Genomic DNA, 15738 nt, shown 5'->3' with positions numbered 1-15738 from the left:
CTCGCGCGGCAACCACACGGCAGGTATGTGCGCTCGACGCGCATGCAGACCGCTCTGGTCGCTGCACCCACTACCAGGAGAGACGATGCGGTTGCACACCTTGCTTGCGATGACACTGGCCTGCGGCATGGCGTTGCCGGCCCTGGCACGTGACGCTTCACCGCGCACGATCGATCTGGATCTCTCCACTGCCGACAAGCCGGTGGATCGTTTCTATGATCTGTCGGTCGGCTCGGATTTCCCAGGCACGCTGATCCGCCCCGATACCCAGGCGCATCTGGTGCCCGCGGTGCAGGAGCTGGGGTTTCGCTACATCCGCTTCCATGACGTCTTTCACGACACGCTCGGCACGGTGAAGGAGGTCGATGGCAAGCTCGTCTACGACTGGACCAAGCTGGACCAGCTCTACGATGCGCTGCTGGCCAAGCGCATTCGCCCGTTCGTCGAACTGGGCTTCACACCGAATGCGATGAAGACCTCCGAACAGACGTTGTTCTATTGGAAGGGCAACACCTCGCATCCGGATCCGGCCAAGTGGACGCAGCTGATCGATGCGTATGTCCGGCACATCCGTGACCGCTACGGTGCCGATGAAGTACGGCAGTGGTATTTCGAGGTGTGGAACGAGCCGAACCTGAAGGACTTCTGGGAGAACGCCGACCAGCAGGCCTATTTCGATCTGTACGCGAACACCGCGCGCACCATCAAGGCAATCGATCCGCAGCTGCGCGTCGGCGGCCCGTCCACCGCCGGTGCGGACTGGGTACCGGAGCTGCTGGCATTCGTGGCAAAGCACACGCTGCCGATCGATTTCGTCACCACCCATACCTATGGCGTGGAGGGCGGCTTTCTCGATGAGGACGGCAAGCAGGACGTCAAACTGTCCGCATCGCCGGAGGCCATCGTCGGCGATGTGCGCCGCGTGCATGCACAGATCCAGGCCTCGCCGTATCCACAACTGCCGCTGTACTTCACCGAGTGGAGCAGCAGCTACACGCCGCGCGATTATGTCCATGACAGTTACATCAACGCGCCCTACATCCTGACCAAGCTCAAGCAGGTGCAAGGCCTGGTGCAGGGCATGAGCTACTGGACCTACACCGATCTGTTCGAGGAACCCGGCCCGCCGCCGACGCCGTTCCATGGCGGGTTCGGGTTGATGAATCGCGAAGGCATCCGCAAGCCGGCCTGGTTTGCCTACAAGTACTTGAATGCGCTGCAGGGCCGCGCCATTGCGCTGTCCGATGCGCATGCACTGGCCGCAGTGGATGGAAAGCGCATTGCCGCGCTGGTGTGGGATTGGCAGCAGCCGGTGCAGACGGTGAGCAATACGCCGTTCTATACCAAGCTGGTGGCAGCCACCGACAGCGCACCACTGCGGCTGCGCATGACCCAGGTGCCGGCCGGCGAGTATCGCCTGCAGGTGCGCAAGACCGGCTACCGGCGCAACGACCCGCTGTCGCTGTACATCGATATGGGCATGCCCAAGGCATTAGCCCCGAAGCAGCTGGCGCAGCTGCAGCAGGCCACGCGCGACACGCCCGAGCAGGACAGGCGCGTGCGGGTAGGCGCCGATGGCGTGGCCGAGGTGAGCGTGCCGATGCGCAGCAACGATGTGGTGCTGGTGACGCTGGAGCCATCGGCGCGCTGAGCGCCCGGCACGCCGTTGCGCCTGCAATCAGGCGAGGCGTTGTGGGTGGATTCCGTGCGCGCAACGATGCGCGCAGTTCGGCGCGATGTCCCGACCGTGCATCGTTCGCGACATCGGATGCGTCACGCGTGCGTTGCGGCACGTCGCGCGCATCGCCGCAGGACACGGCAGGCACGACATCATCAAGGTTCGGCGCGCTGGGCTGTCGCTCAGTCCGCGCAGCGCACAAGGTGAAAAGCGAATCGGCGTGGTCGCATCGACCCGATGTGCAGGACTTGAAGCGGCAAACAAAACGTAGCGCGCAGTGACCAGCGGGTGCAAACGGCGCGTAGGAGCCGCAGTGCACGAGTGGCACATGCCGATTCCGGGAGCGGCCGCGCCTATCCGACAGTGAGCGCAGTCGTTTTGATGACAGCTCTTACTTGAGATAGGTCTTGAGAATGGCGGTGATGTCGTCGACCGCCAGTTCGCGCTCGCCCAGCGCCTCCGGTGCCGCGACGTGGTGCTTCAAGTGCTCGCTGAGCAGCTCGACCATCAAGCCCTGCGCAGCGCCACGAAACGCCGCCACCTGAGTCAGCAACGCCGTGCACTCCACGTCCTGGGCCAGGGCTTTTTCCAGCCCTTCGACCTGCCCGCGAATCCTGCGCACGCGTGCGAGCAGTTTGGATTTGTCCTGATTGAGATGTGCCATCGTCATATACCCCATGGGGGTATCTAAGATACCCTTGGGGGGTATCGTACCCAGAGCCTCTTCCGATGTCGATCACGCACCCCGCGCCCCACTGCGCGCAGTCGCATACGTTTGCCAGCGCCAACCCGCTCGCCGAGCACAGCACCCGCAAGGCGGTGATCCTGACCGTGATCATGATGGTCGTGGAGATCGGCGGCGGCTGGACCCTCAACTCCATGGCCCTGCTTGCCGATGGCTGGCACATGAGCTCGCACGCGCTGGCACTGGGTCTGGCCTTGTTCGCCTACCGCTTTGCGCGCCGGCATGCCACCGATGCGCGCTTCACCTTCGGCACCTGGAAGGTGGAAGTACTGGGCGGCTACACCAGCGCGCTGCTGCTCTTGGGCGTGGCCGGGCTGATGGCGTTCCAGTCGGTGGAGCGGCTGTTCTCGCCGCAGCCAATCCAGTACCAGGAAGCCACCGTCATTGCGGTGATCGGCTTGCTGGTGAACCTGGTATGCGCATGGTGGCTACGCGACTCGCATGGGCATGGCCACGCGCACGGGCATGACGGCCACGGCCATGCGCACACCCACGAACTTCATGGTCATGGTCATGGTCATGGTCATCACCACGATGCGCACAGCGATCTCAATCTGCGTGCCGCGTACCTGCACGTGATGGCCGATGCCGCGACCTCGGTGCTGGCCATCGTCGCGCTGGTTGCCGGCATGCACTGGGGCGTGACCTGGCTGGACCCGCTCATGGGCATCGTCGGCGCGGTGTTGGTCACTGTGTGGGCCTGGGGGCTGCTGCGCAGTACCGGCCGCGTGCTGCTGGATGCAGAAATGGATGCGCCGGTAGTGACGGACATCAGGCAGGTCATCGCCGAATTTCCGCACCCCATCGCCATCGCCGACCTGCATGTCTGGCGCGTCGGCAGCGACCGTTATGCCTGCGTCGTGAGCCTGGTAAGCCCGGCACAGCTCGACGCAGACGCGGTGCGCACCGCCTTGCAGATCCACGAAGAGCTGGTGCACATCACCGTGGAAGTGCAGCGCCCGGCGGCACCGGTGTAGCGCAGCGACAGCGTGGACGCCACCGCCTGGCAGGCAGCACCTCCATCGGGAGGCGCCGAGGTCATCGCACGGCGCCTGCCGCCTGATCAGGCCTTGGGCGCCGTCGAACTGACGTATTTTTCGCGACGGATCTGCGCATTGGGCAGGCCGGCGGCCTTCAATGCCTCGGCACAGGTATCCACCATGTCAGGGTTGCCGCACAGGTAGGCGATATCGCCATCGGCCGCCGGCGCGAACTCGGCCAGATGCTGTTGCACATAGCCGTGGCGCACATCGGCATGCGGCTGGGCAGGCAACTCGCGCGAGAAGCACGGCACATAGCGGAACTGCGGGTGTGCATCGGCAAACGCGCGGAAATCCTCGCCGTACAGCAGCTCGGCCGGGGTACGCGCGCCCTGCAGCAACACCACCTGCACACCGCGGGTGGCGATGGCCTCGGCCAGCAACGGCAGCATCGAGCGGTACGGGGTGACGCCGGTGCCGGTGGCGATCAGCAGATAGCGCCGGTTATGGTCGCCCGCCTGCAGGCAGAAGCGGCCATACGGCCCGCTGGCCTGCAACTGGTCGCCGATCTCCAGGCCTTCGAACAAGGCCGTGGCCGAGCCGCCGGGCACGAAGCTCACCGCGATGTCCACCGCCTCGCCCGGTCCCAGCGCGTGGTCGTGGATGGTCGCCAGCGAATAGCTGCGCTTGGTTGGCGTGCCATCGGCAGCGGCGAAATGGATCTGGATGAACTGCCCGGGCTGGAAATCCAGCGGCTGTCCGTCATCACGCACGAACTGGCAGTGGGCCACGGTGGGCGCAAGCATGCGCCGGTCGACAAGCTTGAGGGGGAATTGAACGGGCACGAACGTATTTGGGACAGTCTGTGATCGGGGCAAGCCCCCACGGCCTTCTATAATAACGGGCTGCAACTCGCTGCGCCGGCACCCTGGCGCGAAGGACCATCTTGAATTCACCCTCTCTCGGTACGCCCGCCCTGCGCGTGTGCGACCTGCGCAAGACCTACGACAACGGCACCCAGGCGCTCAAGGGCGTGTCGCTGGACGTGGTGCCCGGCGACTTCTTCGCCCTGCTCGGCCCCAACGGCGCGGGCAAATCCACCCTGATCGGCGTCATCAGCTCGCTGGTGAACCTCTCCGGCGGGCAGGTGGAAGTGTTCGGCACCGACCTGGTCGCCCATCGCAGCGAGGCGATGCGCCTGATCGGCCTGGTGCCGCAGGAAATCAACTTCAACCTGTTCGAAAAGCCCTTCGACATCCTGGTCAACTACGCCGGTTTCTACGGCATGCCGCGCAGCGAGGCCGAGGCCCTGGCCGAGGTGGAGCTGCGCCGCGCGCATCTGTGGGAAAAAGCCCAGGTGATGAGCCGCACGCTGTCCGGCGGCATGAAGCGGCGGTTGATGATCGCCCGCGCCATGATGACCCAGCCGCGCCTGCTGATCCTGGACGAACCCACCGCCGGCGTGGATATCGAGATTCGCCGCGACATGTGGCGCGTGCTCAAGGACATCAACGCCGCCGGCACCACCATCATCCTGACCACGCATTACCTGGAAGAAGCCGAGCACCTGTGCCGCAACCTGGCCATCATCAACCACGGCCAGATCGTCACCCAGGGGCCGATGCGCGAACTGCTGGCCAAGCTCGACGTGGAAGGCTTCCTGTTCGATATCGACGGTGAACTGCCTGCCCAGCTGCCGGCGATCGAAGGCACCACGCTCACCGCCATCGACGGCCACACGCTGGATCTGGACATGCCGCGCGCAATGGACCTCAACCGCGTGTTCGCCACTCTGGGCGATGCCGGCATCCGGGTGCGCTCGATGCGCACCAAGAGCAACCGGCTGGAAGAATTGTTCGTTCGCCTGACCGGGCCCGGCGAGACCCTCGCTGATCCGGCTCCTGCTGCAGCGGCGCCCGCGCGCCCGGCAGGTCACCCATGAGTCCCTCGGAGCCGTCGATGTCCGCCACGCCCGCAACACCCCGCCAGCGCAACTGGATTGCGCTGGGCACCATCGTGCGCCGCGAAGTGCAGCGCATCCTGCGCATCTGGGGCCAGACCCTGGTGCCGCCGGCCATCACCATGACGCTGTACTTTTTGATCTTCGGCGGACTGATCGGCTCGCGCGTGGGCGACATGGGTGGCTACAGCTACATGCAGTTCATCGTGCCGGGCCTGGTGATGATGAGCGTGATCCAGAACAGCTACGGCAACATCTCCTCCAGCTTCTTCGGCGCCAAGTTCGGTCGTCATGTGGAAGAGCTGCTGGTCAGCCCGATGCCCAACTGGGTGATCCTGTGGGGCTATGTGTCCGGCGCGGTGCTGCGCGGCGTGATGGTGGGCGCGATCGTGCTGATCATCGCGATGTTCTTCACCCCGGTGCGCATCCCGCATCCGATCGTCACGCTGACCACGGTGCTGCTGGGCGCAACCATCTTTTCGCTGGCCGGCTTCGTCAACGCGGTCTACGCCAAGAAGTTCGACGACGTGGCGATCGTGCCGACCTTCATCCTGACCCCGCTGACCTACCTGGGCGGCGTGTTCTATTCGGTGAAATTGTTGCCGCCGTGGGCCGAAGCGGCCACCCACGCCAACCCGATCTTCTACATGGTCAACGCCTTCCGCTACGGCCTGCTCGGCAGCTCCGACGTGCCGATCTGGGTGGCCTACGCACTGATGCTGGGCTTTGTCGCCGTACTCAGCGCACTGGCGCTGTGGCTGCTGCGGCGCGGTGTCGGGCTGCGGAGCTGACGCCAGGCGCGGATTTCATTGGGACGCCGGTGGCTGGCGGACGCGCTAACCCCCGTCCGCCCTTCGGGCACCTTCCCTCGCCTGCGGGGGAAGGGTGAGACCAGATTGACTGAGGACAGATCACTTTATGCGCATGCTCATTCTCGGCGCCGGTGGCACCGGCGGTTACTTCGGCGGGCGGCTGGCACAGGCCGGCGTGGACGTCACCTTCCTGGTGCGCGAGGTGCGTGCGGCGCAGCTGCAGGCCGACGGCCTGCGCATCCGCAGCCCGCTGGGCGATGCGGATCTGCCGGTGGCGCATGTCACCGCGCAGGATTTGCCGGCCCTGGTGGCGCAGCAGCCGTTCGATCTGGTGATGCTCAGCTGCAAGGCCTACGACCTGGACAGCGCCATTGAGGCGATTGCACCGGCGGTCGGCGAGCACACCACGGTGTTGCCCATCCTCAACGGGCTGCGCCATTACGCGGCGCTGGATGAGCGCTTCGGTACAGCACGGGTACTGGGCGGGCTGTGCTTCATCAGCGCGACCAAGGGCGAGCATGGGGAGATCCTGCATCTGGGCAAGCCGGCGGCGATCACCTTCGGCGAGCGCGATGGCAGCGCAGAGTCGTCACGCGTGCAGGCATTTGCCGCCGCCTGCACGCAGGCGGGCATCGACCATGTGGCCAGCACGCAGATCGCGCAGGAACAATGGATCAAGTACAGCTTCCTCACCGCGTTGGCCGCGGCTACCTGCCTGATGCGCGCACCGGTCGGGGCGATCGTGGCTACCGACGACGGCCGTGCGCTGATCAACGGCCTGTACAACGAATGCCTGTGGGCGGCCGATGCGGCCGGCCAGCCGATTCCCGAACCCGCGCGTGCAAAAGCATTGCAAACGCTGCTACAGGTCGATTCGCCGCTCAAGGCCTCGATGCTGCGCGACCTGGAAGCCGGGCAGGACGTGGAAGCGGCGCAAATCGTCGGCGACATGCTGGCGCGCGTGCGCGAGACCGGGCGCAACGCGCCGCTGCTGATGGCCGCCAACGTGCACCTGCAGGCGTATCAGGTGTTGCGGCATAGCTGATGGGAATGGCGGGCGGCTGTGCGCATGCGACGCATGCCTCGCCCCCATCCGCCCTTCGGGCACCTTCCCCCGCAAGCGGGAGAAGGGAGTGGTCGCTACCGCTGCATGACTGGCCGAATGGCCTGCGTACTCCTACGCCGCCTGGCCCCGGCAGATCCTTCTCCCGCGTGCGGGAGAAGGTGGTGCGAAGCACCGGATGAGGGCGCGTGTGCTCGCCGTAGCCTTCGCGCCGCCGCGTCGGGCTTCTTGCCATTCCACCGCCTAGCTCCGGCAGGCCCCTTCTCCCGCATGCGGGAGAAGGTGGCGCGAAGCGCCGGATGAGGGCGCACTTGCTTGGCGTCGCCTGCGCACCGCCACAGCCCCCCGGCCACTCCGCCGCTTGCTCCCCGCAGACCTCTTCTCCCGCATGCGGGAGAAGGTGGCGCGAAGCGCCGGATGAGGGCGCGTGTGCTTGGCGTCGCCTGCGCACCACCACAGCAACCTCCGACCACTCCGCCGTTTGCTCCTCGCAGACCTCTTCTCCCGCATGCGGGAGAAGGTGGCGCGAAGCGCCGGATGAGGGCACACTTGCTTGGCGTCGCCTGCGCACCACCACAGCAACCTCCGACCACTCCGCCGTTTGCTCCTCGCAAATGTCTTCTCCCGCATGCGGGAGAAGGTGGCGCGAAGCGCCGGATGAGGGCGCGTGTGCTTGGCGTTGCCTGCGCACCGCCACAGCCCCCCGTCACTCCGCCGTTTGCTCCCCGCAGACCTCTTCTCCCGCGTGCGGGAGAAGGTGCCGCGAAGCGCCGGATGAGGGCGCGTGTGCTTGGCGTCGCCTGCGCACCGCCACAGCCCCCCGGCCACTCCGTCGCTTGCTCCCCGCAGACCTCTTCTCCCGCGTGCGGGAGAAGGTGGCGCGAAGCGCAGGATGAGGGCGCGTGTGCTCGCCGTAGCCTTCGCACCGCCGCGACGCCACGCACACGATGCTCTGCATCCCTCCATCGCCGTCATCATCATGAAGCTGCTCAGCCACCTGTTCCGTGCCGGTCACTTCGTGATCCTGGCGTTCTTCGTGCTGTGCGCGGCGGGGCTGGTCGCGATGGCCGGGCTGGAGTTGTGGCACGGATTCACTCCCGGCGGCGACATGGTGGTACGCGACCGCTTCAATGTGGTGCTGGAGGCCATCGGCCTGCTTACCGTGGCCTTGGTGACGCTGGAGCTGGGCCAGACCATCTTCGAAGAAGAGATCCTGCGCGACGTCAAGGTCAGTGGCCCCACCCGCGTGCGGCGTTACCTGTCGCGGTTCTTCGTGGTGATCGTGATCGCGCTGGCGATCGAGACGCTGGTATCGATCTTCGAGCTGATGCACGACGACCCGGCCAAGCTGCCGTATGCCGCCGCGGTTGGCCTGTGCGCAGCGCTGCTGCTGATCGCCTGGGGGGTGTTCGTCAAACTCAATCGCAGCGCCGAGGAGCTGGAACCCGAGGCGATGGCGGAAACCAAGCGCGAGGACCGCGAGGTCGAGGAATAAGGCAAGCCGCGCGTATCGACGTCGCCTCGCCGGCTGTCTGTGCCGGGCACGGTTTGCGCAACGCGCACGCACACAGCCTGCCGCCCTGACGCGAATCGGGAATCGGGAATCGGGAATCGGGAATCGGGAATCGGGAATCTGGAATCTGGAATCTGGAATCTGGAATCGTCAGGCAGCCAATCACAAATCGCGCTGCGCTCTTGCTGACGGGCGCTCCAGAAGTGCCCGCGGGCCCACGCGTGCAGCGGTGGCTGACAGCCCTGATGCATAGTCGCCAGCCAGGTGCAGCCAGTGCCCGGAATCGGCATCTACCACCTTTACTCTGGGTTTGAACCCCGCCGTCCATATCCACCTGACGACGGCTTGCCAGGTGCTTGTCAGCCCGACGTCCCCGTCCTTAGTGCTGCGTCTGTCCTGCCGCAACGCGTTGCGGCGCCGCCAGACGCATGGCTTCGGTGGCTTCCTCGGTGCTGCGCGTCGGCACGGTGTCGACCAGCACGATCGCCGGGCGGCGCTCACGCTGCGACAGCAGCGTGATCCAGCTGGCGCGGATCGCGGTGATATGGCCGGCGGGATCGCCGCGGCCAACCGGGTGCCCACTGCTACGCAGCTGCTCGGCCGCGATGTCCTGCGCAAGCTCGGTCACCACGCCGCGAACCTTGACCCGATCACCGCTACGTACGCGCGCGCCAAGCCGGGTGGTGTATTCGGTCTCGCCCGGCATGCCCAATCCGGTGTCGTATCCCTGATCCAATACGAAGACCGCGTCCGAAGTGGCGGTCAGGCCATCGCCTTCGTCCTGCACGAACCATCCCACGACCTTGCCGCGATTGCCTTCGCCCAGCGCCTCGCCAACTTCCTGCACCAAGTCGTCCTGGTCGCCGGCCAGGCTGCGCGTCACGATCCCCTCGATGACCACGTCCTGTCCGAGCAGTGGGCTGGTGTAGGCGTCGCCCTGCACGCGCGCGATCAGCACGCGATCGGTGTCCATCGCCGCTTCAACCTGCCCGCCGCCATCCAGCGGAGGGAGGCGACAGGCACCTGGCATCAACAGCATCAGCACTAGCGAGCCTCGACGCAGCAGACCAGCGTTCGGCATGGCATGACATCCCTTTCAATGCGCGAACATCCAACGCGCGGCGATACGACAAACGATATGGCCTGCGCTCCGCTCCAGACAGTGCAGGCCTCAGAGACAGCGCGGGCATGAGCGTGAACGCCGGATCCTGCGATGACACCCAGGCGCCGCGATCAACGCGCACGGCGCGCCGTGTGGCGTCGGCAGCTTACGCTTGCGCGGGCAACGCCGGCACTGCCGTGGGCTTGCCATCGGCATCCAGCGCGATCATCACGAACTGCCCGCGCGTGCACAGCTCGCGCGCGCCGCTGAGCAGGTCTTCGGCGATCAGTTCCACTTCCACCTTGATCGAGCTGCGCCCCACCGACACCACCCGCGCGATGGTTTCCACCATCTGGCCCTGGCGGATCGGCAGCTTGAAATCCACCTGGTCCGAACGTGCGGTCACCACCGTCCGGCGCGCATAGCGCGAGGCGGCCAGAAACGCGGCCTTGTCCATCCATGCCAGTGCCTGTCCACCGAACAAGGTGCCCAGGTGATTGGTGTGGTTGGGAAACACGATCTCGGCCATGCGGGCTTCGGTCGGTGCAACGGGAGTGGAGTTGGTCATGAGGGCAGCACCGGAAGATGGAAGGAAAGCCAGCCAGATCAGCTGCGCAGTGTCGGCAGGAAACTCAAGTCCATGTGGTAGCGCGCCGGGCGCTGCGGATCGACAAAGATGCGCAGCTGCTGCCCATCGACCAGGAACGGCTGCGGATCGGTCCACAGGTTATCGCTGCGATACTCGGCCAAGGTGTTGTGGGTGCGGTCGTGGCGCTGGGCCAGGATACGAAACGGGTGCACACTGTTGACCTGCAAAGACGCATTGCGTTCGATGCACACGAAGCGCGCTTCCACCACCGTGGCATGCCGGCGCAACCACGCAGCACGCCGCGCATGCCATCCGCGATAGCCGAGGATGCCGCCCCCCACGCCGCCGAACGCCACGCCCAGCAGCAACAGGATCCAGCGCGCCTGATCCGGCAACAGCGCCGCACCGGTCAACAACCCCAGCCCCGCCAGCAGGAAGCTCCAGGCGACGATGGTGACCGTGGTATTCACCGGGCGCCTAGCATCGACCGAGCGCCCGTCACCATCACAGCCCGCTGCGGACCGCCGCTTCCACCTGCGCCGGCGACTGGAAGCCCGGCAGACGCGTCACTTCGGCGCCATCCTTGAACAACGCCAGGGTCGGCGTCTGCCGCAGGCCCAGCTCGCGGAAAAAGTCTTCGCCCACCACTTCCAGCTTGACCTTCAACAAGGCTACGCCATTGGCGGCCTCGCTATTGGCGAACTTGTCCAGCGACATGTCGAGCATGCGGCAGCCTGGGCAGTTGTCCTTGTAGAAATCCACCAGCGCGCGCGGATGCGCAGCCAGGGTCTGGGTGTAGTGCTCAGGCGACGTGACGGTAATGGTCTGCATTGGGATCGTTCTTGCATTGGGCCAGGACCGTCTCGGTCCAGGCGGCGATGGCCTGCGCATCGCGCTGGCCGTGGGGCATCTGTTCGATTGTCAAACGGGGGAACGGGCTGTCGAAGAAGCGCGCCATACGATGCACCGCACCGCAGAAATACTCCTCGCCCCACTGGGTTTCCCCGGTGCCGAACACGGCCACCTGCGGTGGCTTGCCCAGCGTTTCAACCAACTCGACGATAAAACGTTTCATCTCCGACGGCGTACGCCCGCCGTTGTCGGTCCAGCTGCCAAACAGGAACAGGTCGTACTGCCCCGGCGCATGCGGCACCTGTTCCAGCCGCTGCACATCGGTCTCCAGCCAGGTCACCGTGTGCCCGGCCGCCTCACAGTGCAGCGCGACACTGCGCGCCACATCACGCGTGTTGCCGCTCAACGATGCCAGGGCCAGCAGGATGTTCATGGGGCGGGGATTTGGGAGTCGTGATTAGGGATTCGTCTAAAGCAGGGATTGGAGAGTCGAAGTGGAGATTCGCCAAAGCACATCAAATTGCTGTTGCAAATCCCGCCTACCCATTCTCCAATCCCGGATCTTGATGATTCGTAAAGCGCATCGATGCGGCTGCGACGAATCCCAAATCCCGAATACCTAATCCCGGCTCCTCACAGATCGTCGAAGCCGTTATCCGAGTTGGTCTTCTTGTACGAGGCATTCCGCATCTCGAAGAAGTCGGTCTTGGTCTCGGTGAAATTGTCGGCGTAGGCCTTGATCCACGGCATCACGTTGTCGTTGGCGCCTTCGTACAGCTTCTCGATGCCGAGCATGCCGGCCATCTTGTTGGCGCGGTACTTCACGTAGCGGATCATCTCGTCGACGTCGATGCCGTCGATGCCGTCCAGCACTTCGGCGGTCCACACGGTTTCCAGGTCGATCGCGTGCTCGAAGGCCTTGTGCACGTAGTCGGTGAGCTGGTCGCCCTGCAGCGCCTGGTTCTCGCCGATGATGGCGCGAATCAGCTCGCTGATGAACTTGGAGTGGGCCAGCTCGTCGCGGTTGATGAAGCTGATGATCTTGCCGGTGCCGGTCATGCGGTTCTGGCGGACCAGATTGTAGAAGTACGCAAAGCCGGAATAGAAGTTGATGCCTTCCAGGATCGAAGACTGGATCAGCGCGCGGATCAGCGTTTCGGCCGTCTTGTCGCGCATGAAATCTTCGTAGGCGCCCATGATCGGCGCATTGCGCTTGATGATGGTCGGGTGGGTGCGCGCGATTTCGAACACGCGGTTCTGGTCGGCCAGGCCGGTGATCGAGGCCAGCACGTAGCTGTAGCTCTCGTTATGGATCACTTCCTGCTGGCCGATGATGGCGGCATTGGCATGCGCGGCCGGGTCGGTGATGTATTCGGCGACGTTGTAGATGAAGCGCGTCTGCGGCGAATCCAGCGTGGCCAGCAAGCCGATGATCGAATCGTAGGCGTTCTTTTCGCGCGCCGACAGCTCGTTGTACTGGCGCGCATCGCCCTTCATGTCCACTTCGTCGGGGATCCAGAAGTTGGTCGACAGTTCCTTGTACGCCCGATAGAAGGACGGGTACGGGATGTCGTTCCAGTTGAGGATGCCGGAGGTCTCGCCATTGATGATGGCGGTGGAGCGATTGGGATGACGCGGTTCCAGGATCTTGATGCGTTCAAGCGGTGTTGCGGACATGGGTCTCTACTCGTGTTCCGGGCAGCCGCCCGCGTGTGACGCGGGGGCGGCGGCAGCAATCGTTCTGGAGAAAAGCCCCCTGAGTCAGGGGGCGCGCCGAAGGCGCGGGGTGTGGGAGCTGATGAAGCAGGGTCCACAGTTCGCAACGCGAACTGTGGAAGCGAAAGCGCGAATGCGCTTAGCTACCGCATGCGCTTTAGCTCGAACACCACTCGCACTCACTGATGTCGATGTCATTGGAGCGCACGTAGTACGTGGTCTTCAGGCCTTCGCGCCAGGCGGTCATGTGCAGGTCCAACAGCGTGCTCGCACGGATGGTGCTGGGCACGTAGAAGTTGAAGCTGATCGACTGGTCCACGTGGCGCTGACGACGCGCGTTCTGGCGCACGCTGGCGAACTGGTCGACCTTGTAGGCGCCCTTTTCGTAGTACGGCCAGGTTTCCAGCGACAGACCGGGAGCGGCGACCGGACGACGGAAGTCCTTCTTCTCTTCGTAATAGAACGCGCTGTAGATCGGGTCGATCGAGGCGGTGGAACCGGCGATCTGCGCGGTACTCATGTTCGGCGCCACGGCCAGCATCCAGGCATTGCGCACGCCATTGACCGACACCTGCGCCGACAGCTCCAGCCACTGCGGGCTGTTGTAGTCGCGCGCACGGAAGTACTCGCCGTTGTGCCAGTCGCTGCCGCGGAACACGCTGTAGGTGCCCTTTTCCTTGGCCAGCTCCATGCTCGCCTGGATGGTCAGGTAGTTGATGCGCTCATACAGCTCGTCGCTGTAGTCCTCGGCTTCCTTGGCATTCCAGTGGATGGCCTTCTGCGCGAGCAGATGATGCCAACCGAAGGTGCCAAGACCAATCGCGCGGTACTTCTGGTTGGTGATGGTGGCCTGCGGCACCGGCAACTGATTGAGATCGATCACGTTGTCGAGCATGCGCACCTGGATCGGGATCAACCGCTCCAGCACGTCGGCGCCCAGCAGATCGGCCTGGTCGTCCTGCGCGATGATCGCGCGGCCCAGGTTGATCGAGGACAGGTTGCACACGACGAAGTCGCCGGCCTTCTTGGTGGTGACGATCTGATTGCCGCTGATGATCTCCTGCATCATCCGCGTCGGGCTCATGTTCTGCAGGATCTCGGTGCACAGGTTGGACGAATAGACCATGCCCTCGTGCTTGTTCGGGTTCTTGCGATTGACTTCATCGCGGTAGAACATGAACGGGTTGCCGGTTTCCAGCTGGCTGACCATGATGCGCTTGAAGATCTCGATCGCCTTGACCGTCTTGCGGGTGATGCGCTCGTCGGCCACGACTTCTTCGTACTTGCGACGGAAGCTGCTGTTGGCGTCGCCCTTCTTCTCGTCGTAGAAATCCTGCAGGTACCAGCCCTTGATCCGCTTCACTTCATGCGGATCGAACAGGTACCAGTCGCCGCGACGCTCGACCGCTTCCATGAACAGGTCGGGGATGCACACCGAGGTGAACACGTCGTGCGCGCGCAGGCGCTGGTCGCCGTTGTTCAGGCGCAGATCCAGGAACGACTCGATGTCGCGGTGGAAGATGTCCAGGTACACCGCGATGGCGCCCTTGCGCTGGCCCAGCTGATCCACCGACACCGCAGTGTTGTTGAGCTGCTTGATCCACGGCACCACGCCGCCGGAGGAATTGGACACGCCGCGTATCGCCGAACCGGACGAACGCACGTAGCCCAGGTACGCACCCACGCCGCCGCCATGCTTGGACACGCGCGCCACGTCGGTGTTGGAGTCGTAGATGCCCTGCAGGCTGTCGTCGACGGTGTCGATGAAGCAGCTCGACAGCTGACCGCCGACCTTGCCGGCATTGGCCAGCGTCGGGGTCGCCACGGTCATGTACAGGTTGGACAGGGCCCAGTAGGCCTCGCCCACCAGCTGCATGCGGCGCTCGCGGCTGCCCTTGCCGGTGCCGATCTCGTCCTGCATCAGGTACAGCGCAATCGTCAGCCAACGCTCCTGCGGCAGCTCGAACACGCCGCGCGAGCTGTCGGTGGCGAGGTAACGGGTGGCCAGCAGGTACAGGCCGTTGTAGGCGAACAGCTTGTCGCGCTCGGGCTCGATCATCTTGCCGGCTTCGATCAGCTCGTCCTTGGAATAGCGGCGCAGGATGTCGTTGGAATAGACATTGCGGTCGGCCAGGCTTTCCTGCAGGCCGACGAACGAGCCGTACTTCTGACTGGCGTCGTAAAAGCGGTTGCGGCTGGCACGCTTGTACAGGCGGCGCAGGTACAGGCGCGCGGCAAAGTGCTCCCACTCCGGGGTGGTCAGATCGACGCGGGCTTCGGCCTCGCGGATCAGGTGGTCGACCAGGTCGTCGGCGTTGACGCTGTCCTTGCGCTCGACGAACCCGAACACCGAGCGCTTGTAGTCGGCCACGTCCAGCTGCGGGAACTCGGCATGGATCTGGTCGATGGCGCGCTCCAGGCGCTGCGCCTCGAACGGAATCCTGCGATTGCCCGCTTCCTTGGTGATCCAGGTGGAGACGGTTTGTTCTTCGATGGTCTGTGCGTGCATTGCAATGGCTTGGCGGGGAGGCGGCACGATGTCTGACGGGTCGGTCAATTCCGGCGCGCCGCAACCGGGCGCGCTGACACTGGCAGGAACGCTGGTGGGTGTTGCGGTACCGGTGGCGATCGCGGCAAGGGTGTCGTTGGTGGTCATGCGTCCTCCATGCGTAGGCACACGAACCCGCTCGGGGACGGGCTGCGACCGGATCCGGACTCCCTGGACAGC

Annotated in this window: 15 protein-coding genes and 1 other RNA gene; 6 read left to right on the top strand and 10 right to left on the bottom strand. The window is 64.7% G+C overall.

Going from position 1 to position 15738, the window contains the following annotated elements:
* The first annotated feature begins 85 nt into the window (after nucleotides 1-85).
* Entirely contained in the window at nucleotides 86-1651 is a 1566-nt protein-coding gene (locus tag A7D17_RS02330) for a GH39 family glycosyl hydrolase (protein ID WP_064507623.1), read from the top strand.
* Between the two features lie 282 nt (nucleotides 1652-1933).
* Here the strand turns inward: A7D17_RS02330 and A7D17_RS02325 are convergent.
* A non-coding RNA gene (locus tag A7D17_RS02325) (sX9 sRNA) lies at nucleotides 1934-2008 on the bottom strand.
* A gap of 61 nt (nucleotides 2009-2069) precedes the next feature.
* Nucleotides 2070-2342 carry a metal/formaldehyde-sensitive transcriptional repressor gene (locus tag A7D17_RS02320; protein WP_064507713.1) on the bottom strand — a complete coding sequence of 91 codons (273 nt, stop codon included), beginning with the start codon at nucleotides 2340-2342 and terminating at the stop codon, nucleotides 2070-2072.
* Between the two features lie 65 nt (nucleotides 2343-2407).
* On the opposite strand from A7D17_RS02320, the gene dmeF reads away from it, so the two are divergent.
* Nucleotides 2408-3400: a CDF family Co(II)/Ni(II) efflux transporter DmeF gene (gene dmeF / locus A7D17_RS02315; protein ID WP_064507622.1), complete on the top strand. Its 993-nt coding sequence runs from the start codon at nucleotides 2408-2410 to the stop codon at nucleotides 3398-3400.
* Nucleotides 3401-3486: 86 nt separating this feature from the next.
* Here the strand turns inward: dmeF and A7D17_RS02310 are convergent, their stop codons facing one another.
* The gene (locus A7D17_RS02310; RefSeq protein ID WP_161946516.1) at nucleotides 3487-4314 is read right to left on the bottom strand and encodes an FAD-binding oxidoreductase; all 828 of its coding nucleotides are present in this window, start codon (nucleotides 4312-4314) and stop codon (nucleotides 3487-3489) included.
* A 35-nt stretch (nucleotides 4315-4349) separates the two neighbouring features.
* Between A7D17_RS02310 and A7D17_RS02305 the strand changes: the two genes are divergently transcribed.
* The 4 genes from A7D17_RS02305 to A7D17_RS02290 all read left to right on the top strand — a co-directional run bounded on the left by A7D17_RS02305 (nucleotide 4350) and on the right by A7D17_RS02290 (nucleotide 8733).
* Nucleotides 4350-5345: an ABC transporter ATP-binding protein gene (locus A7D17_RS02305; RefSeq protein WP_064507620.1), complete on the top strand. Its 996-nt coding sequence runs from the start codon at nucleotides 4350-4352 to the stop codon at nucleotides 5343-5345.
* Nucleotides 5342-6154, top strand: a complete 813-nt coding sequence (locus A7D17_RS02300; protein ID WP_193395301.1) for an ABC transporter permease — start codon at nucleotides 5342-5344, stop codon at nucleotides 6152-6154. The genes A7D17_RS02305 and A7D17_RS02300 overlap by 4 nt, the downstream gene beginning before the upstream one ends.
* Before the next feature lie 127 nt (nucleotides 6155-6281).
* The gene (gene panE, locus A7D17_RS02295) at nucleotides 6282-7220 is read left to right on the top strand and encodes a 2-dehydropantoate 2-reductase (protein WP_064507619.1); all 939 of its coding nucleotides are present in this window, start codon (nucleotides 6282-6284) and stop codon (nucleotides 7218-7220) included.
* Between the two features lie 997 nt (nucleotides 7221-8217).
* Entirely contained in the window at nucleotides 8218-8733 is a 516-nt protein-coding gene (locus A7D17_RS02290) for a hypothetical protein (RefSeq protein ID WP_016903647.1), read from the top strand.
* 397 nt (nucleotides 8734-9130) lie between these two features.
* On the opposite strand, the gene A7D17_RS02285 is transcribed toward A7D17_RS02290, so the two are convergent.
* From A7D17_RS02285 to A7D17_RS02255, 7 genes are all read right to left on the bottom strand, one after another.
* The gene (locus A7D17_RS02285; RefSeq protein WP_064507618.1) at nucleotides 9131-9832 is read right to left on the bottom strand and encodes a single stranded DNA-binding domain-containing protein; all 702 of its coding nucleotides are present in this window, start codon (nucleotides 9830-9832) and stop codon (nucleotides 9131-9133) included.
* A 187-nt stretch (nucleotides 9833-10019) separates the two neighbouring features.
* Nucleotides 10020-10421 (bottom strand): acyl-CoA thioesterase, encoded by a 402-nt coding sequence (locus A7D17_RS02280; protein ID WP_064507617.1) that lies wholly within the window; start codon nucleotides 10419-10421, stop codon nucleotides 10020-10022.
* Between the two features lie 38 nt (nucleotides 10422-10459).
* Complete coding sequence (locus A7D17_RS02275) at nucleotides 10460-10912, bottom strand: hypothetical protein (protein WP_064507616.1); 453 nt, start codon at nucleotides 10910-10912, stop codon at nucleotides 10460-10462.
* Nucleotides 10913-10946: 34 nt separating this feature from the next.
* Nucleotides 10947-11273: a thioredoxin family protein gene (locus A7D17_RS02270; RefSeq protein ID WP_064507615.1), complete on the bottom strand. Its 327-nt coding sequence runs from the start codon at nucleotides 11271-11273 to the stop codon at nucleotides 10947-10949.
* On the bottom strand, nucleotides 11245-11727 hold the full coding sequence (locus A7D17_RS02265) for a flavodoxin (protein ID WP_064507614.1): 483 nt from the start codon (nucleotides 11725-11727) through the stop codon (nucleotides 11245-11247). The genes A7D17_RS02270 and A7D17_RS02265 overlap by 29 nt, the downstream gene beginning before the upstream one ends.
* Nucleotides 11728-11927: 200 nt before the next feature.
* Complete coding sequence (locus A7D17_RS02260; protein ID WP_039521116.1) at nucleotides 11928-12971, bottom strand: ribonucleotide-diphosphate reductase subunit beta; 1044 nt, start codon at nucleotides 12969-12971, stop codon at nucleotides 11928-11930.
* Between the two features lie 196 nt (nucleotides 12972-13167).
* A complete protein-coding gene (locus A7D17_RS02255) occupies nucleotides 13168-15666 on the bottom strand; it encodes a ribonucleoside-diphosphate reductase subunit alpha (protein ID WP_064507613.1) in 2499 nt (832 codons plus the stop codon).
* Nucleotides 15667-15738 lie beyond the last annotated feature (72 nt).

The organism is Xanthomonas floridensis (assembly GCF_001642575.1).
GTDB lineage: Bacteria > Pseudomonadota > Gammaproteobacteria > Xanthomonadales > Xanthomonadaceae > Xanthomonas > Xanthomonas floridensis.
This window is presented reverse-complemented; position numbering and strand designations above follow the sequence as displayed.